This window comes from Nostoc sp. CALU 1950, from assembly GCF_051172895.1.
In the GTDB taxonomy this organism is placed as follows: Bacteria; Cyanobacteriota; Cyanobacteriia; order Cyanobacteriales; family Nostocaceae; genus Nostoc; species Nostoc edaphicum_A.
Genome location: NZ_JBDNJQ010000046.1, coordinates 5,126 through 27,118, shown reverse-complemented (window position 1 = coordinate 27,118; position 21,993 = coordinate 5,126). Strand labels below are relative to the sequence as shown.

Below are 21,993 nucleotides of genomic sequence, written 5' to 3'. Positions count from 1 at the left end.
TCAAAACTCCACTATTTCGCCAGTGATATCAGGTTCCGCTAAATCTTCAGCTGCCCAATCCATTACTTCCATGTAGGATGCGATCGCAGCAACAGTGGGAAACTCAAACATCTTCTGTACAGAGAGATCAAGTCCAAAAGCTGAATTGCTGCGTGAAATAACCTGAGTAGCCAGCAACGAATGTCCCCCTAATTCAAAGAAGTTATCCTTAACACCAATCCGTTCCAGTCCCAGAACTTCACCCCAGATTTGAACCAGTTGAGCTTCAATTGGAGTTCGAGGAGAAACAAAGCCAGTTGAGAGATTTCTGGAAGCCGTATCAGGTGTTGGGAGCGCCCGACGATCCACTTTGCCATTAGGTGTCAGGGGCAAAGCATTGAGCAGGACAAAAGCTTTCGGAACCATGTAATTGGGTAGCTTTTGTTGAATAAATTCCCGCACCTGGGGCACCAACTTCTGGACTAACTTACCGTGTAGAGGATTGTTAGTGTAGTCAGTCCAGGATTTAGTAGTAACCGTTGAACTATCCCAAAAAGCGATCGCTTGGTGTCCTAGGGTTGAACTATTGCGGCAGAACACCACATCGAATGAACCATCCTGACTACTACCCCACCAACTCAAGTGGACAGCGTAGCCGAGATCCTGCCCCAGTTCCCAAAACTGCTCTGGATTGATCCCAACTTTTGGCTGTTGTGCCAGTATTTCCCGCAATTGCCCGACTGTTTCGACACCAGGAGGATTGGACAACCATTCCCAAATTTGTAATGCTTGCTGCACCCGTTGATTTGGTACGCGTCTGATTCCCAACAGTTCCGGCTGCTCTGAAAGCAGTTGATTTTTAATTTGGGTAAAGGAAAGTTGGTCTAGTTGCCAGTCTAACCAAGGAACTACTGGTGTTTGGACATCAGTACCCAGATGCAGAGTGACATCATAGCGGAATTGAGTTAACTCATTTTGAGAATGACCGCGTTTGGGCTGAATCTCCACCCAAGAAATCTGGGGAAAACGTTGTTTGAGAGCGATGAAAAACCTGGGTTCGATGAGCAATTCTTCCTCAGCGGCTACACTCTGGTGTACCTGCTGCTGCCATTGCTCAATACTTCTTTCATCAATTGCTTGGGATAACTGTACGGCTGCGTGATATGGCTCCAGTAGCGGCAAGCTGCGGACATCGCCCACAAAAATTGTCCCCTCTTGGCCAATTGTGGCGATCGCTCCTTCTAGAACTTGTAACAGATATTCAACACTGGGGAAATACTGGACTACAGAGTTCACAATTACAGTGTCGAATTCTCCTTGGGGGATACTTGCAAAGTTATCTGCCATTTGGTGCAGCAGCCGCACATGTTCTAGACCCTCAACCGTGCTGCAAACCTGCTCAACGTACTTGATGGCGGCGATGGAATAATCGGCTCCCCAATATTGCTGACAACCCTTGGCAATGCGCGATAGCAGTAACCCCGTTCCGCAACCAATTTCTAATACCCGTTTCGGTTCAACCGCCAGAATTCGGCTCACCGTATTTTCAACCCACTCCCGCATCTCCATATCTGGGATGGCTTGTCTGGTGTAACTACTGTTCCAACCACTGATATTGAATGTGGGGTCATCTGTGGATACTTCAACTTGCCCATAAGCTTGTTCATAAAGTCTTTGCCAGTCACTCACGTACTCACTCTGCCATTGAGCAAGCTGCTGGGGTAATACTTGACTTTTGAAACCGGGCACTAAGTAAGCCACCAAACTTTTATCCCCAGAGGAATCAACTCTGGTGATGACGACACTCTCTTGTACCAAGGAGTGTTGGCTCAAAACTGCTTCAATTTCGCCTAACTCGATACGGAAGCCGCGAATCTTAACTTGATTGTCGATGCGTCCTAAGTATTCGATATTCCCGTCAGGTAAATAGCGGGCTAAATCGCCAGTTTTATAAAGTCGGGGATTGGGGACTGGGGATTGGGGATTGGGGACTGGGGATTGGGGATTGGGGACTGGGGATTGGGGACTGGGGACTGGGGATTGGGGACTGGGGATTAGGGGCAATGAGGATTGGGGATTGGGAAGAATTTCTGCTTCCCTGCTTTGACCGAAGGGATTGGGGATGAATTTCTCTTGGGTTAACTCTGGTCGATTGAGATAGCCTCTGGCTAATCCGATACCACCAATGTGCAGTTCTCCTGGAACGCCAATTGGCACTGGCTGTAAGTGCGAGTCTAGAATGTGGACTTGAGTGTTGGCAATGGGGCGACCAATTGAAATTTTCTGATCGTCAGGAGTGCATTTTGCGATCGTCGCACAGACGCTAGCTTCTGTTGGCCCATAAGCGTTGAAGAAGTTTCTACCAGCAGACCATTGCTTCATCAGTTCAACAGAACAAGATTCTCCAGCGACAATTAGTGTTTGCAATGCCGGGAGTTCTTCAACTGGCAGAACTGCTAAAGCCGATGGTGGTAGGGTGACATGGGTAATGCCATAATTGCGTAACCGCTCAATTAACGGCGTACCGGGCATTAAAGAGTCTTTTGTACCCAAATAAAGGGTTGCCCCTGATCCCAAAGTCATTAAGATTTCCGAGATACAAGCATCAAAACTGAAGGAGGCAAACTGGAGAACTCGACTACCAGAATCTAAGCCAAAAGCTTGAATCTGAGCTTGAGCTAGGTTACACAATCCTTTATGCTCAACCATTACCCCTTTAGGTTTACCAGTAGAACCGGAAGTGTAAATCACATTCGCTAGATCAAAAGCCGTTACGAACCCAGTCAGGTTATTCTGGCTATTTTGGGCAATTTCTGACCAAATTTCCTCTAAAAAGACTTGGTTCGCTTGATTTGGCGTTAGTTTATCAACTAAGTGCTGTTGAGTCAGAAGTAACCAAACTTGAGCATCTTCAAGCATAAAGCTCAGACGGTCTTGGGGATAATCGGGGTCAAGGGGCACGTAAGCACCACCCGCTTTCAGAATCCCCAACAATGCAACGACTGTTAAAAGCGATCGCTCTACACACAATCCCACCAGTACATCGGTTCCTACACCCAAAGACCGCAAGTATTGCGCCAACTGGTTAGCGCGACAATTTAACTGGTGATAGGTGAGTTGTTCGTTTTCAAATACCACCGCCACTGCATTAGGTGTCCGCTCTACCTGTGCTTCAAATAACTGATGAATACACTTGTGCTGCGGATAGTCTGTTTGAGTATCATTCCACTCTATTAATAGTTGATGGTGTTCTTGCTCGGTGAGCAATGGAAGTAATGCCACTGGCTGCTGGGGATTTGCAACAATTGCTCCCAGGATTGTCACAAAATGTTGCATCATGCGGGCGATGGTTGCGGCATCAAATAAATCGGCGTTGTAAGAGCAAAAGCCGCCAAGACCTTGGGGCATATCCCACAGGTAAACTTCTAGGTCAAGCCGAACTGAGTCAAGTCCCGAAGGCATCCCTTCAACCTTTAAACCAGGTAGATCCCAATCGGAGGAGGGAGCATTCTGGAGGGCAAACACTACCTGCACTAATGGGTTGCGATCCAGGTTCCGCTCAAGTTGCAATTCTTCGACTAACATCTCGAAGGGTAAATCTTGATGGTCGTAGGCGGTTTGGGTAACTTTTCGCACCTGCGCTAGTAAGGCTTCAAAGGTCGGTTCTGGGGATAAATCGAATCTCAGTGCCAGAGTATTGACAAAAAAGCCAATTAGCCCTTCGATTTCTATGCGGTTACGATTTGCGATCGGTGAACCAATCACCAAATCTGTTTGTCCACTGTAGCGAGACATTAACACTACAAAACCCGCCAGCAGTGTCATAAACAGTGTGCTTCCAGACTCTTGAGATAGCTTTTTCAGCTGCTGCGTTACCAAGGGATCTAATCGAAGTTGCTCTGTACCGCCTCGGAAAGTCTGTACGGCTGGGCGGGGGCGGTCTGTGGGTAGTTCTAATAGAGGTGGCGCTCCTGTTAACTGTTGCTTCCAGTAGCTTAACTGACGCTCTAGTACCTGATTTGTTAGCCACTGACGTTGCCACACGGCGAAGTCGGCATACTGTATGGGTAACTCTGGTAACTCAATAGAACTACCTGTTAAAAAGCTTCGATAATAGGCTGACAGTTCACCGATGAAAACGCCCATCGACCAACCATCAGCAGCAATATGGTGAATTGCGAATAGCAATACGTACTCGTCTTGAGTAATTTGCCACATCTTGACTCGCAGCATAGGGCCATTCGCTAGATCGAATGGTTTGCAGGTTTCTGCTGTTGCCAGTTGCTCAACTTGTTTCCAGGGGTCTGGCACATTCTGTAAATCCACCACTGGTAAGGTGACGCTTAGATGGGGAGCAATTACTTGTACTGGCTTGTTATTCTTGATTTCAAAACGAGTCCGCAGAACTTCATGGCGCTGCACTATCTCCCCAAAGGCTTGTTCTAAAGCTTGGATGTTGAGATTTCCCACCAAACGTAAAGTGAAATCTATTGTGTAGGCACCACTTTCGCCTGACAACTGATTTACAAACCATAGGCGTTCTTGCGCCCAAGAGAGGGGTATATCTGTGTCTCTGGAAGCGGGTGCGATCGCAGGTAATGCCAGACCTGAACCAGTTTCAAGTTGAGCTAAAATAGCTTCACTTAACTGGGCAACTGTAGGTGATTCAAAGATATAGCGTAAGGGTAAGGAAGTCCCAAAGGCTGACTGTAAGCGAGAAATTACCTGAGTCGCTAATAGAGAATGTCCCCCTAGTTCAAAGAAGTTATCGTAAAGACCCACCTTTTCTACTTGTAGTGTTTTTTGCCAAATACCAGCAATGATTTTTTCTGCTTCTGTATTTGGCATGACATAATCGGCTTCATTTAGAAGAGTTAGTTCATGTGTTGGTAGGGCGCGGCGGTCTATCTTGCCGTTTGGTGTTAAGGGCAGGTTCTCTAGCACCACAAACCTGGAGGGGATCATGTAGTCGGGCAAGAGTTTCTTGAGATTTGCTCTTAAAGATTGAGCTAAATTATCGGGGTGATTATTTTTTACATTGCCATAATCAGCAAATAATCGTTGATAGAAAGGTGTTTTCTGGAAATTATTTTTATAGTGATAGGAGACGTATTCAAAGTTAATATTTTCTCCATTATTTTTCCGCAGACTACCTTTAATTGCATAATCTGGGTTGAGATTATTTTCGCAAAGTGTCCGGGAACAAACTGCTTGAATTACATCACCAGACTCAACCTCAATTCCTGGTTCAAATACCGGAAAATAAACAGGCAGCCAGCAATACTCATGTTTGAGAATATCTATTTCTTCTCCGGCAATAGTATGCAAATTCAGCCAGACTAAAAAGCCATCCATTTGCCCATTCTTTTGAATTTCAAATTTAACTTCATGGGAGAATTCTGGGCTAATAGATTCATTGAAGTTCAAGTCTTCTAAAACATCCACAGTGGATAGCACATTTGCTTGGGGAAATTTCCTTATACATACCCTTAAGTCAAATGGATATCCGACTTGCTTAAAGATTTCTTTGGTGTAATGTGTGGGAATTTCAGCAAATTTGGGATTGTGTAATATTTCGTCTGGGAGAGTGACAACTGCCATCTTAGTGACGCTTCTTTCAGGAATCATCAAACCATCAGGTTTGAGAAATCTTCTAGCGTTATTAATAATTACTGCTGCTCCTTCAGAGCCGCCAATTGCTCCCACAATTTCCGAGACGCAGATATCAGCGAGTTCTGGGAGATCAACTTTTGTTGCATCTCCATGAATGACTGTGATTTTGTCTGCTAAACCTAACTTTTCAATACAAGCTCTTGCTTTGCGGCAGGTTTCTTCATTTCTTTCAATTGCATAAATTTTCTTGGCACCGCCTTGGACACAAAATCTGGATAAAATTGCATCTTTACCTGTGCCGATTTCAACGACTATTTTATCTTTGACCAATTGATTAATCGCGACTTTATAACTATTGTTGCGTCGATGGTCATTGGTCATCGCGTAATACAATAAGTCGTCATAGACATAGTATTCAGCTACAGATGGCCACAGCTCTACTTTTTCTGTTGATAAATTGTCTGGTTTCTTTGATGATTCGAGGTTTTTCTGTTGCGGTACAACATAAGCTATTAGGCGTTTGTTATTCGGTTGGTCTTCCCGTGAGATGACTATTGCTTCTCGGACTTCAGGTAGTTGGGACAGTGCAGCTTCAATTTCTCCCAACTCAATGCGGAAGCCACGAATTTTTACCTGATTGTCGATGCGCCCCAGGTATTCTATGTTTCCATCTGGTAAATAACGGGCTAAATCCCCGGTTTTATATAATTTACTCGCTCTTGCTGCGCTATCCTCAAACGGATTAGGGATAAATTTTTCTTGTGTTAACTCAGGTCGGTTGAGATAACCTCGTGCTAATCCTGCACCACCAATGTGTAATTCTCCTGGTACACCAACGGGAACTGGTTGTAAGTGCGAGTCTAAGATGTAGATTTGCGCGTTGGCTATTGGGCGGCCGATAGAGATTTTGCGATCGCGATCGGTGCATTTAGCGATCGTGGCACAAACGCTAGCTTCTGTTGGCCCATAAGCGTTGAAGAAGTTTCTACGAACAGACCATTGTCTGATCAGTTCAGCAGAACAAGCTTCTCCAGCCACAATTATTGTTTGCAACGCCGGGAATTCCTCAGCAGGCAGGACTGCTAGTGCCGAGGGTGGTAAGGTAACATGGGTAATGCAATAATCCCTTAATAGCTGAATTAAGGGTGTACCAGGTAGTAAAGAGTCTTTTGTTCCTAAGTAGAGTCTTGCTCCTGATCCCAGAGCCATGATGATTTCCCAGATAGAAGCATCAAAACTAAAGGAAGCAAACTGGAGGACGCGACTATCAGAATGCAAGCCAAAAGTTTGCATCTGAGCTTGAGCTAAGTTAACAAGTCCGGTATGCTCAACCATCACACCTTTGGGCTTGCCTGTGGAGCCGGAAGTATAAATTAGATTAGCTAGGTGAGCAGATGTAACTCCACTGGTGAGATTATCTTGATTATTTTGGACAATTTGTGGCCAAATTTCATCCAAACAGACAAGCTGCGTCTCATGTTCAGGTAGTCTATCAAGAACTCGCTGTTGGGTTAGTAGTACCGAAACTTGAGCATCTTCGAGAATATATTGTAAGCGTTCTTGGGGATACTCAGGGTCAAGGGGCACATAAGCACCACCCGCCTTGAGAATGGCAAGTAGTCCTACGATCATTTCTAAAGAACGCTCGACACAAATACCCACCAGTACATCGGCTCCCACACCCAATGATCGTAAGTAATGCGCCAACTGATTAGCGCGACAATTCAACTGCTGGTAAGTTAATTGTTGATTGTCTACAAACACCACCGCCACTGCATCTGGAGTCTGCTCAACCTGTTCTTCAAATAACTGATGAATACATTTATCTTGGGGATAGTCTAGCTGAGTATTATTCCAATCAATTAATAACTGCTGCTGCTCAACTGCTGTCAACATTGGCAACTGGGAAATTTGCTGCTGTGGATTCGCCACAATTGCAGAGAGCAAAGTTATAAAATGACCCGATAGCCGCTCAATAGTGCTTCCATCAAACAAGTCAGTATTATACTCCCACAGTCCCACCAGTCCAGTAGCAGTGTTTTCCATTGCCAAGGTAAGATCAAACTTGGCAGTTACATTTTCTATTGGCAAATCACTGATAGTTAACCCAGTCAGTTCTACTTGAGATATGGGCGCATTCTGAATCACAAACGCTACTTGGAATAGTGGTGTATGGCTAAGGTTTCGTTCAGGTTGCAATACTTCCACCAGCATTTCAAAGGGCAAATCTTGATGAGCGTATGCTCCCAAAGCCACTTCCCGAACACGAGTGAGTAAATCTAGGAAACTAGGATTTTCAGATAAATCAGTCCGCATCACTAAAGTGTTGACAAAAAAGCCAATCAGCCCTTCTATTTCACTGCGATTACGGTTAGCAATTGGTGTCCCCACCAAAATATCTGATTGTCCTGTGTAGCGGTAAAGTAATGTATCAAATGCCGCCAATAGCGTCATGAATAAAGTTACGCCTTGTTGCTGACTCAGTTGTGTCAGTCTTTGAGTTAACTCAGGTGAAAGTGCAAACTCTTGATGTGCTCCAGCAAAGGTTTGTACAGCAGGTCTAGGTCGATCTGTGGGAAGCGACAATAAAGCTGGTGCGTTTGCCAATTGTTTTTGCCAGTAAGACAGTTGGCTTTGCAGTATCTCCCCTTGCAACCACTGTCTTTGCCAGATTGCGAAATCTGCGTACTGAATCGGTAATGGCGCTAAAGTGGAAGGCTGACCTTGGGAATAAGCACTATACAACGCTGTGAATTCTTGGACAAACACGCCCATTGACCAGCCATCACTAACAATGTGATGCATACACACTAGTAAAATGTGTTCTGTCTCGGACAGCACTACTAATGTCGCTCTCACTAATGCTTGTCTTGCTAAATCAAAGGGTTGAATAGCTTGTGTAATTGCTAATTGCTTTGAAGCTATTTCTTGCTCGGTTACTTCGTCTTCGCTCAGTACAAGTGTGGATAAATCCTTGAAGTCAACAATTGATATAGTTCCCTGTTCCCCTCTCGTTTGAACGATTTGAGAAGGTTGTCCATCAACTGTGATGAAGTTGGTGCGTAACGCTTCATGACGCTGAATGATTCCTTGCAAGCTTTGTTCTAAGGCTGCAACATTGAGAGTTCCGACTAGACGCAAAGCCAGGGGGATGTTATATAAAGCACTATTCGGCTGTAACTGGTCTAAAAACCACAAACGCTGTTGAGCATAAGACAGTGATAATTCTGCATTATGAACCCTTGGTAAGATAGGTGGTGCTGTGAGTTCTAAATTTTGTTGCTGCAACTGCCCAATAAGATGTGCTAATTGAGCAACTGTCGCTGCGGCAAACAGGCTTCGCAATGGTAGTTCTACTTTGAAACTGTTGCGAATGCGTGAAACCAGTTGCGTTGCTAGTAGTGAATGTCCCCCAATTTCAAAGAAGTTATCATGAATGCCCACTTGCTCTACTTTCAGGACTTGTGCCCAAATTTGTGCCAGCATTTCTTCGCTGGGGGTACGTGGAGCAACATATTTGTCTGCTAGTTCGCTATATAAATCTGGTGCTGGTAAAGCACGACGGTCTACTTTCCGGTTTGTTGTGAGCGGTAGCGACTCCAGAATCACGAAAGCCTGGGGCACCATGTAAAGAGGCAGATTATTAGAGAGGAACTGACGCAATTCGCTAATGGTGGGTATCTTTTGCTCGTGCGGTACTACGTAGGCGACTAAGCGCTTCTCCCCGATCGCATCTTCGCGAATGATCACACAGGATGTCTGCACATGAATCTGTTGATTCAGTACCGCCTCAATTTCTCCCAACTCAATGCGGAATCCCCGGATTTTTACCTGATTGTCGATGCGTCCAAAGCACTCAATATTACCGTCAGGTAGATAACGAGCTAAATCCCCTGTTTTATATAATCTACTCCCTCCTGCCTTCTGCCTCCTGCCTCCTGCCGACGCTCGCGGACTCGCTACCGCTGCGCTATCCTCAAACGGATTGGGAATGAATTTTTCCTCTGTCAATTCTGGGCGGTTGAGATAGCCTCGTGCTAAACGAACTCCACATATATGCAGTTCGCCTCTGACTCCAATCGGTACTGGTTGGAGGTGACGGTCAAGGATGTAAACTTGTGTATTGGCAATGGGACGACCAATTAGCACAGAATTGGTTTTTTCTGATTTGGGATGAAGCAAATCGTGGACGATCGCTGTCACCGATGCTTCGGTGGGGCCGTAGACGTTAAGACAATTGACGCGATCGCCTACCAATTGCTGCCATATTGTTACTGTTTCTGGTAGAACTGCATCCCCACCTACGGCGACTAAGCGAAGACTTTGCGGTACTGTTGCATCCTTTTGAGATACTGCGATCGCCCATTCATGCCAATAGGCTGGGGTAATATTTAAGACACTCAGCTTTTGTTGTTCAATAAATTGGGCAAAGCTGGCAAAGTCTGGGAACATTTGCGCGGGTCTTAATACTACAGTTGCACCTTTCGACCAAGTGGGAAAGATTTCTTCGGCAGCAACATCAAAGCCGAAGGAAGCAAACTGCAAAACGCGATCGCTACTCGTTAGACCAAATACTTCACTAATTGCACTGCTATGGTTAACTAAAGCTGCGTGAGTCAGCATTACGCCTTTGGGTTTGCCGGTAGACCCAGAGGTGTACAGTATACAAGTCAAGTTTTCTGGTTTTACCTCACTCACCGGATTTTCTTGACTTTGATTTGTCAGCACCGTAGATTCTGTGTCTAAGATGATGACTTTTACCCCTTGGATTGGTAAGGAATTAAGTAATTTCTGCTGGGTGATCAGCACGGAAATTTGTGAATCTTGGGATATGTCGGCTAATCGCTGCTGGGGATAATCAGGGTCTAGGGGGACGTAAGCGCCACCGGCTTTGAGGACGGCTAACAATCCGACGATAATCGATAGCGATCGCTCTAAATAAATCCCTACTAAAACTTCTGGCCCCACACCAACAGATTGTAGGTGGTGTGCTAATTGATTAGCTTGGGTGTTTAACTCACCATAAGTTAACTGTTGATTTTCAAATATTACTGCGATCGCATCTGGGGTCAGTTCTACCTGTGACTCAAATAACTGATGAATGCATTTATCCCCAGGGTAATCCGCCTGAGTATTGTTCCATTCTCCAAATAATTGTTGTTGCTCAACTTCTGTCAGCATTGGCAACTGGGAAATTCGCTCTTGGGGATTGGCTACAATTGCTTCCAGCAGTGTCACAAAATGACCTGTCATGCGTGCGATCGTGCTGCTATCAAATAAGTCTGTGTTGTACTCCCACGAACCCAACAGTCCACTACCAGTATTCTCCATTGATAAAGTAAGGTCAAATTTTGCCGTCGCATTTTCTATTGGCAATGGACTAATATCTAACCCAGTTAACTCCAATTGAGATGTGGGGGCACTCTCAAGTACAAACATCACCTGGAAGAGTGGCGTATGACTGAGATCCCTTTCTGGCTGCAATGCCTCTACTAGCATTTCAAAGGGCAAATCCTGATGAGAGTATGCAGACAGAGCCATTTCTCGAATGCGAGTGAGTAATTCGTTAAAGCTGGGATTGCCTGAGATATCAGTACGCAAAACTAAAGTATTGATAAAAAAGCCAATTAACCCTTCTATTTCACTGCGATTCCGGTTAGCAATTGGTGTCCCCACTAAAATGTCTGATTGTTCTGTATAGCGGTAAAGTAAAGTATCAAAGGCTGCCAACAGTGTCATGAACAACGTCACCCCTTGTTCCTGGCTCAGTTGTGTCAGTTTTTGAGTTAATTCAACAGAGAGGGCAAACTTTTGACGTGCCCCTGCGAAAGTCTGAACAGCAGGTCTTGGTCGGTCTGTGGGTAGGACTAATAAAGCTGGTGCATCTGCCAATTGTTGTTGCCAGTAATTCAATTGGCTTTGCAGTACATCCCCTTGTAACCATTGTCGCTGCCAGATTGCGAAATCTGCGTACTGAATTGGCAGTGGAGTTAAGGGTGAGTGCTGATCTTGAGAATAAGCATTGTACAGCGCCGCTAGTTCTTGGACAAATACACCCATTGACCAGCCATCGGAGACAACGTGATGCATACAGACTAGCAAAATGTATTCTGTCTCAGACAGCACGACTAATGTCGCTCTAACTAATGCTTGTTTTACTAGATCAAAGGGTTGAATAGCTTGTTGTTGCACCACTTGTTGTGAAGCAATTTCTTGTTCGGTTACTTCGTCTTCGCTCAGTACAAGTGTGGATAAATGCTTCAAGTCAACAACTGATACAGTCCAATTCGTTTCTAAGTTAATGATTTGAGAAGGTTTTCCATCAACTGTGATGAAATTGGTGCGTAAAGCTTCGTGGCGATGAATGATTTCTTCTAAGCTTTTTTCTAAGGCAACTTGATTGAGAGTTCCTCCTAAATGCAAAGCTAAAGGTATGTTGTAGAAGGAACTGTTCGGCTCGAACTGATCTAAAAACCACAACCGTGTTTGGGCATAAGATAGTGGTAATTCTGCATTATGAACCCTTGGTAAGATGGGTAGTGAAGTAAGTTGTAACTGTTGTTGCTGTAACTGCCCAAGCGATCGCGCCAATTCGATTACTGTTGGTGCAGCAAACAACTCACGCAATGGTAATTCCAGTTTGAAAATGTTGCGGATGCGTGAAACCAGTTGCGTTGCTAGTAGTGAGTGTCCCCCAAGTTCAAAGAAGTTATCGTAAATGCCCACTTGCTCTACTTTTAGGACTTGTGCCCAAATTTGTGCCAGCATTTCTTCGCTGGGGGTGCGTGGGGCTACATATTTGTCTTTGAATTCGCTGTATAAATCTGGTGTCGGTAAAGCGCGGTGATCTACTTTCCCATTAAGAGTTAGTGGCATTGACTCCAACATCACGAAAGCATTGGGAACCATATATTCTGGTAGCTTGGCTTTCAGGAATTGCCGCAGAACGCTTACTGTGGGTGTCACCTCTTTTTGTGGCACGATGTAAGCAACTAGGCGTTTATCGCCGATTGTATCTTCGCGGGCGATGACTACAACTGCATTGACTTCGCTGTGTTGCCTCAGTACTGTTTCTATCTCACCCAACTCAATGCGGAAACCCCGAATTTTTACCTGATTGCCGATGCGCCCCAAGTATTCGATATTACCGTCACTCAAGTAGCGTGCTAAATCCCCAGTTTTATAAAGTCGGGGACTGGGGACTGGGGATTGGGAACTGGGGATTAGGGGCAATGGGGATTGGGGATTGGGCAATGGGGATTGAGAATTAGGAAGAATTTCTGCCCCTCTGCTTCCACCGAACGGATTGGGGATGAATTTTTCTTGTGTTAATTCTGGTTGGTTGAGGTAGCCTCTCGCTAAAGGGACACCCCCAATATGCAATTCTCCAGCAACGCCAATGGGAACTGGTTGCAGATCAGGATCGAGGATGTAAATCTGGGTATTGGCAATGGGACGACCAATGGGAATTACTTGATAACTAGACTGTGGTATACACTGCCAGGAAGTGGCATCAATTGCCGTTTCCGTTGGGCCGTAAAGATTATGTAATTCACAGTCGAACTGCTCAAAAAATCGTTGAGTCAGTTCATAAGATAGTGCTTCTCCACCACAAAACTCTCGCTTTAAACAACGGCATTTTTCTAAGTTTGGTTCTTGCAGAAAAGCTTGCAGCAATGAGGGAACAAAAAATATTTGAGTAATTTGTTGCTGGGCGATCAAATTGCTTAAGTAAGCAGTGTCTTTATGACCTTCAGGTTTAGCTACTACTAAAGTTGTTCCAGAGGTTAAAGGCCAGAAGATTTCCAAGACTGAAGCATCAAAACTAAAAGGAGCTATTTGCAGGATGCGATCGCTTTGCCCGCCGTAGGCATCGCTTGCTGTGAGTGGGTAATCATTAATTGTCCGCAATAAATTATTGCAAATGCTCTGATGAATATTCATCACGCCTTTTGGCTTGCCCGTAGAGCCAGAGGTATAAATAACATAAGCCAAATTTTCCGATTTTACTTGGCTAACGGGATTCTGCTGGCTGTAGTTAGCAATTACTTGCCAATCACTATCTAAAGACAGTACCTCGGCTTGATTTTCTGGTAAAAATTCTACCAAGGATTGCTGGGTGAGCAATATTGACACCCCTGTATCCGAGAGCATATAAGCCAATCGCTCTGCTGGATAGTTAGGATCTAAAGGCACATAAGCTCCCCCTGCCTTTAAAATTCCTAACAGTCCTACGATCATCTCAATAGAACGCTCAACAAAAATTCCTACCAATACTTCTGAATCTACACCTTTTGCTTGCAAATAGTGAGCCAACTGATTTGCACGCTCGTTTAACTGTTGATAAGTTAATTGTTGATTTTCAAATATTACTGCGATCGCATCCGGTCTACTCTCCACTTGCTGCTCGAACAATTGATGGATACACAAATCTTGAGGATAATCTACTTGTGTATCATTCCACTCAACTAACAGTTGATGTTGCTCAACTTCTGTCAGCAGGGGCAATTGGGAAATGGGCTGCTGTGGATTCGCCAAAATTCCCGCAAGTAAAGTCACAAAATGACCCGCCATCCGCTCAATAGTGCTGCTATCAAACAAATCAGTATTGTACTCCCATACCCCTACTAGTCCAGTAGCAGTGTTCTGCATTGACAAGGTAAGATCAAACTTGGCAGTTGTACTTTCTAGCTCTAGTGGACTGACAGTTAACCCAGTTAACTCCATTGGAGACATGGGATTATTTTGCAGAACAAACATGACCTGAAACAGTGGTGTATGGCTTAAGTTCCGTTGTGGCTGCAATACTTCCACCAACATTTCAAACGGTAAGTCTTGATGAGCGTATGCATCCATTGCCATTTCCCGAACACGAGTGAGTAATTCGCTAAAGCTAGGATTGCCTGATAAGTCTGTACGCAGAACTAAGGTGTTGACAAAAAAGCCAATTAACCCTTCTATCTCACTACGATTACGATTAGCAATTGGTGTCCCCACCAAAATATCTGATTGTCCTGTGTAGCGGTACAGTAATGTATCAAACGCTGCCAACAGCGTCATGAACAAAGTCACCCCTTGTTGCTGACACAACTGAGTCAGCTTGTGAGTTAACTCAACAGAGAGTGCAAACTTGTGATGTGCCCCAGCGAAAGTCTGCACAGCAGGTCTAGATCGGTCAGTGGGTAGCACTAATAAAGCTGGTGCGTCTTTTAGTTGTTGTTGCCAGTAACTCAGTTGGCTTTGCAGTACATCCCCTTGTAACCACTGTCTTTGCCAAATTGCGAAATCTGCGTACTGAATTGGTAGTGGTGCTAAGGGTGAAAGCAGACCTTGAGAATAAGCATTGTACAGGGCTGCTAGTTCTTGGACAAATACACCCATTGACCAGCCATCAGAGACAACATGATGCATGTACACTAAAAATACGTGTTCTGTCTCAGACAACACTACTAATGTTGCCCTGACTAATCTTTGTGTTGCTAGGTCAAAGGGTTGAATAGCTTGTTGTTGCGCTAATTGCTTTATTGCTATTTCTTGCTCGGTTGTAGATAAATGCTTAAAGTCAACAATTGATCCAGTCCCCTGTTGCCTTCTCGTTTGAATGATTTGAGTGGCTTGTCCATCAACTGTGATGAAGTTGGTGCGTAACGCTTCGTGGCGGTGAATTATTTCTTCTAAGCTTTGTTCTAAGGCTGTCACTCTCAGAGTTCCAACTAGATGCAAAGCGATGGATATGTTGTAGAAGGAACTGTTCGGCTCGAACTGATCTAAAAACCACAGCCGTGTTTGAGCATAAGACAGTGGTAATTCTGTATTATGAACCCTTGGTAATATGGGTGGGGAAGTAAGTTCTAAGTTTTGCTGCTGTAACTGCCCAATCTCTTGTGCCAATTCGGCTACTGTCGCTGCGACAAACAGGCTACGCAACGGTAGTTCTACCTTGAAAATGTTGCGAATGCGTGATAACAGTTGTGTTGCTAGTAGGGAATGTCCCCCAAGTTCAAAGAAGTTATCGTAAATGCCTACTTGTTCTAATTTCAAGACTTGTGCCCAAATTAGTGCCAGCATTTCCTCGATTGGAGTGCGGGGTGCAATAAATTTGTCTGTTACTTCACTGTGTAACTCTGGAGCAGGTAGAGCGCGGCGGTCTACTTTGCCGTTGGAAGTAAGTGGTATGGCTTCTAGAATAACTATTGCATTTGGCAACATGTACTCTGGTAGCTTTTCCTTCAGAAAGCGACGTAGTTCGATCGCTTGAAGAGATTGTTCCACCTTCGGTATCACGTAAGCCACTAAACGTTTGTCGCTCGGTTCATCCTCCCGAACCACCACCACACTCTCCCGAACATCTGGGTGTTGCGCCAGTAATGCCTCAATTTCTCCCAACTCAATGCGGAAGCCACGAATCTTTACTTGCTGGTCAATTCGCCCTAAATACTCCAACTCGCCATTTGGCAGATAACGAGCTAAGTCTCCTGTTTTGTAGAGGCTGGGATTGGAGATTGGGGACTGGGGACTGGGGATTGGGGACTGGGGATTGGGGATTGCTGCTTTGATTCTTTGGAAGGGATTAGAGATAAACCGTTGTGCTGTCAGTTCAGGACGATTGAGATAGCCACGAGTTATTCCAGCACCACCGATGTGCATCTCACCTGGAACTCCAATTGGCATTGGCTGTAAATGCTGATCTAGCAGATACACCTGTAAGTCTGGAATCGGACGACCAATTACACTTGCTGTACCATTCAAATCGCCTTTGCTTAATGGACGATAAGTTACATGTACAGTGGTTTCCGTAATCCCGTACATATTCACTAACTGGGGTTGCTGGTCGCCGTGACGGTCAAACCAAGGTTGTAAACTCGATAGTTCTAAGGCTTCTCCACCGAAGATAACTAGGCGTAAGTTCAAATCGCCAACAGATGCTATTGACTGTTCGGCTTGAATTAACTGGCGGAAGGCTGAAGGTGTCTGATTGAGAACTGTGACTTTCTCTTGACACAGCAACTTGTAGAAAGATTCGGGCGATCGCGTCACTAAATATGGTACTACTACCAGTCGTCCACCATAAAGCAAAGCACCCCACATTTCCCAAACAGAGAAATCGAATGCATAAGAGTGGAATAGTGTCCATACATCTTGTTCATCAAAGTGATACCAAGGCTCTGTTGCTTCAAATAGACGCGCAACATTATAGTGATTGACTAAAACGCCTTTGGGTTTACCTGTGGAACCAGATGTGTAGATTACATAAGCTAGGTTATTGGGTGTAGCTTCGTTTTTCGGGTTTGACTCGCTGTTTTGAGCAATTTTTTCCCAATCGCTGTCTAAGTAAACAACACGTGCCTGATGTTTAGGAACAGATTCTACTAATTGCTGTTGGGTTAACAGCACCGAAACTTGAGCATCTTCTAATATAAAGCTCAAACGCTCTTGGGGATACTCAGGGTCAAGGGGCACATAAGCACCACCTGCCTTGAGAATACCAAGTAATCCTACCAGCATTTCGAGCGATCGCTCCACACAAATACCCACCAGCACATCGGCTCCCACACCCAAAGACTTGAGATGGTGCGCCAATTGGTTAGCACGATCATTCAGCTGACTATAGGTAAGTTGTTGATTTACTCTTCCAGGCGTGTCTACAAACACCACTGCGATCGCATCGGGTGTACGCTCAACCTGCGCCTCAAATAACTGATGGATACACAAATCTTGAGGATAATCTACTTGTGTATTGTTCCATTCAAATAATAACTGTCGTTGCTCAACTTCTGTCAGCAGGGGCAATTGGGAAATTCGCTCTTGGGGATTCGCCACAATTGCTTCCAGCATTGTCACAAAATGACTCGTCATCCGTGCGATCGTGCTGCCATCAAACAAGTCGGTATTGTACTCCCACACACCCACCAGTCCAGTAGCAGTGTTCTCCATTGCTAAGGTGAGATCAAATTTTGCTGTCGCATTTTCTATTGGCAATGAACTGACAGTTAACCCAGTCAGTTCGACTTGAGATATGGGGGCATTCTGGAGCACAAACACTACCTGGAACAGCGGTGTATGGCTGATATCTCTTTGGGGCTGCAATGCCTCTACTAGCATTTCAAAAGGCAAATCCTGATGAGAGTATGCGGACAAAGCCATTTCCCGAATACGAACAAGTAATTCGTTAAAGCTAGGATCGCCTGATAAATCAGTCCGCATCACTAAAGTGTTGATAAAAAAGCCAATCAACCCTTCTATTTCACTGCGATTACGGTTAGCAATTGGTGTCCCCACCAAAATATCTGATTGTTCTGTGTAGCGATAAAGTAAGGTATCAAACGCTGCCAACAGCGTCATAAACAAAGTTACCCCTTGTTGCTGACACAGCTGAGTCAGTCTTTGAGTTAACTCAACAGAGAGTGCAAACTCTTGATGTGCCCCAGCGAAAGTTTGCACAGCCGGTCTGGGTCGGTCAGTGGGTAACACTAATAAAGCTGGTGCGTCTTTTAGTTGTTTTTGCCAGTAACTCAGTTGGCTTTGCAGTACATCTCCCTGCAACCACTGTCTTTGCCAGATTGCGAAATCTGCGTACTGAATCGGCAGTGGGGTTAAGGGTGTAAGCAAGCTACGCGTAGCGGACGCACCAGAAGGCTGAACTTGAGAATAAGCATTGTACAGCGCCGCTAGTTCTTGGACAAACACACTCCTTGACCAGCCATCAGAGACAATATGATGCATACACACTAACAACACGTGTTCTGTCTCAGACAGCACTATTAATGTCGCTCTAATTAATGCAAGTCTTGCCAAATCAAAGGGTTGAATAGCGTGTTGTCGCGCTAATTGCTGTGAAGCTATTTCTTGTTCAGTTGTAGATAAATGCTTTAAGTCAACAACTGATACTGTCCAATTCGTTTCTGTTTGAACGATTTGAGAAGGTTTTCCATCAACTGTGATGAAGTTGGTGCGTAACGCTTCGTGGCGATGAATGATTTCTTCTAAGCTTTGTTCTAAGGCAACTTGATTGAGAGTTCCAACTAGATGCAAAGCTATGGGTATGTTATATAAGGCACTGTTCGGCTCGAACTGGTCTAAAAACCACAGCCGTGTTTGGGCATAAGATAGTGGTAATTCTGCATTCCTTGCCCTTGGTAAAATGGGTGGGGAGGTCAGTTCTAAGTTTTGTTGCTGTAACTGCTGAATTGATTGCGCCAATTCGGCTACTGCGGGTGCAGTAAATAGACTACGCAATGGTAATTCCACTTTGAAAATGTTGCGGATGCGTGAAACCAGTTGCGTTGCTAGTAGTGAGTGTCCCCCAAGTTCAAAGAAATTATCATGAATGCCCACTTGCTCTACTTTTAGGACTTGTGCCCAAATTTGTGACAGCATTTCCTCAACGGGAGTGCGTGGGGCAACATATTTGTCTAATAGTTCGCTGTGTAAATCTGGTGTGGGTAAAGCGCGGTGGTCTACTTTTCCATTAGGAGTTAGTGGTAGGGATTCCAACGTCACAAAAGCATTGGGCACCATGTATTCTGGTAGCTTGGCTTTCAGGAATTGCCGCAGAACGGTTACTGTGGGTGTCGCCTGTGAGTGCGGCACGATGTAGGCGACTAACCGCTTCTCACCTGGGATATCTTCGCGGGCAATGACGCAAGATACCTGTACATCTTCATGTTGGCTCAGTACGGCTTCAATTTCTCCCAACTCAATGCGGAAACCACGAATTTTTACTTGGTTATCAATGCGTCCCAAGTATTCGATATTACCGTCAATCAAGTAGCGTGCTAAATCCCCAGTTTTATATAATCTACTTTCTCCTGCCCCCTGCCTCCTGCCTCCTGCCTTCTCAAACGGATTGGGGATGAATTTCTCTTGTGTTAACTCTGAACGGTTAAGATAGCCTCGCGCTAAACCAGCACCACTAATGTACAATTCTCCTGGTACACCAATGGGAACAGGTTGCAGATAGCGATCGAGTAGATAAATTTGTGTGTTCGATAGGGGACGACCTAAAGGAACAGTTTGTGTAGAAGAGGTTGTATTAGATATTGTTTCAGGTTTTACCTTAAAAGTCAGTACACCAACAGTGGTTTCAGTTGGGCCGTAATGGTTGAAAATTTGGCACTGCGGAGCATGAATTAAGAGTTTCTCGACTAAATTCCAACTGGTAGCTTCACCACCCAAGATTAATTGCTGCCAGGGTAATCTAGTTTCAGATTGTATAGACGATAACAAAGCCGCTAGGTGCGAAGGAACTATTTTGAGATAATCAAAAGGATTTTGTTGGCAATATTCTAAGAAGGCATTTGAGTCAGATATTCTTTCTTGGGATAAGATGTGCAGACATCCACCACTAGATAAACAGGGAAATATGACTGTATTCCCTAAATCAGCGGCAAACGTCGAGGCCAAGGCAAATCTACCACCTGGTTTCTGGAATAATCTTTCCTGAATTCCATCTAGATAATTAAGTAATTGTCTGTGTTCAATTGCCACACCCTTAGTTCTACCAGTTGATCCAGAAGTGAAGATCACGTAGATTAAATTCTTGGGAGTCGTTGTATTTTCGAGATTCTTTTCATCTAATTTGGCAATTTTCTCCCAGTCAGAGTCTAAATAAATTATGGGTATCTCATGCTTTCCTAGTTTCTCAGCTAGTGGTTGTCGGGTTAACAACACTTTCGCCTGAGTGTCTGCGAGCATGAAACTCAGGCGTTCTTGGGGATACTCCGGGTCGAGGGGTACATAAGCACCACCCGCTTTCAGAATACCAAGTAGACCAACCAGCATCTCCAGAGAACGTTCTACACAAATACCAACCAGCACATCTGCACCTACACCCAAAGACTGCAAATAGTGCGCTAACTGGTTAGCCCGACAATTCAGTTCACCGTAAGTCAGTTGTTGATTTTCAAATACAACCGCCACTGTATCCGGGTTGCGCTCTACTTGCTGCTCGAACAACTGATGGATACACAAATCTTGAGGATAATCTACCTGTGTATTATTCCACTCAACTAATAGTTGATGTTGCTCAACTTCCGTTATTAGGGGCAATTGGGAAATGAGTTGCTGTGGATTCGCCACAATTCCCGTAAGTAAAGTCTGGAAATGATTTGCGATTTGCGTGATTGTATTAGCGTCAAACAAGTCAGTATTATATTGCCAGCATAATTGCAAAACTCCCTCAGCTTCCATCACCATCAAGTTCAGATCCAAGTGTGCGCCACGCTGATGTCCAATCAAGTAAGGCTCCATCTGAAGCACTTGTTCTTGACTGTGTAGTGAATTCTCTGTTGCTTCAAACCAACGTTGTGCTTGCCAAGCGAAACCAACTTGACACAAAGGAGAACGACTTGGATCTCGTTGTTGCTGAAGTTGTTCTGCTAAGAGTGAAAAAGGGTAATGTTGATGTTTTTGGGCCTCTTTTACCGTTTTACCAACTTGAGTGAGGAATTCTTGGAATGTGGCATTTTCCCATACAGAAGTTCGTAAAACGATGAGGTTAACGAAGTAGCCAATAATTTCTTGAAACTCTCCGCCCCACCGACCTCTCATTGGGCTTCCTATGAGGATATCTTTTTGATCTGTATAGCGATAAATTAATATGTAAAATGCTGCTAGTAGAAGCTTATAAAGACTTGTTCCAGAGACTATAGCTAGATGATTAACTTGTTGAACTAACTGTTCATCTAGCTTGAGAATATATGTTTCCCCTTGATAAGTCTGTACAGTTGGGCGGGGTTTATCTGTGAGCAAATTCAAAATTGGCAATTCACCAGATAATTGTTCTTGCCAGTATTGCCAAAGTTTTTCTCCCCTCGAACTGGATAGCATTTCTGACTGCCAGCGGACAAACTCTACATAAGATTTATTCTTGGTCGAAGAATCTTTAGTTGCCTCTGTCTGCTCTTGACTAGCTTGCTCGATTTCAGCAGTATACAAAGTTTGAAATTCACTGATCAGTAAATCAACAGACCGCAAATCACCTGCAATGTGGTGCATTGTTAGCAAAAGAATGTGTTCTTTTACTGACTGACTAAATAAATTAACCCTCAAAATAGAATCTTTTTCTAGGTTAAAAGGGCGGTCAGTTTCGGCAAATATCTTCTCTTTTAGGTAATCTTCACTCCAATGGTTGGCATCTGTTAAGTCAACACTAAATTTTTGTTGTTCATTAATTTGCTGGATCGGTTTACCTTCGTGGGTGGTATATGTAGTTCGGAGAATAGGATGGCGTTCAACAATCTTGTTCCATACACTGATGAAAGTAGAAATATTTAAATATGAATTAATTTTTACCGTAATAAATATATTATAAGCAACGCTCTCTGGTGCCATTTGGTAGATAAACCACATTGCTTGTTGACCAGAGGAGAGGGGATAGCTTTCTTTTACTTTTCTGTTCAT

At 44.4% G+C, this 21,993-nt stretch carries 1 protein-coding gene; it reads right to left on the bottom strand.

Annotated elements, in window-relative coordinates; all coding sequences use genetic code 11:
- The gene (locus ABF638_RS14785; protein ID WP_435023442.1) at positions 1-21,993 is read right to left on the bottom strand and encodes a non-ribosomal peptide synthase/polyketide synthase; all 21,993 of its coding nucleotides are present in this window, start codon (positions 21,991-21,993) and stop codon (positions 1-3) included.

Excerpts from the sequence above, each read along its gene's own strand:
- ABF638_RS14785 (WP_435023442.1), bottom strand. The coding sequence starts at position 21,993 with ATGAACAGAAAAGTAAAAGAAAGCTATCCCCTCTCCTCTGGTCAACAA.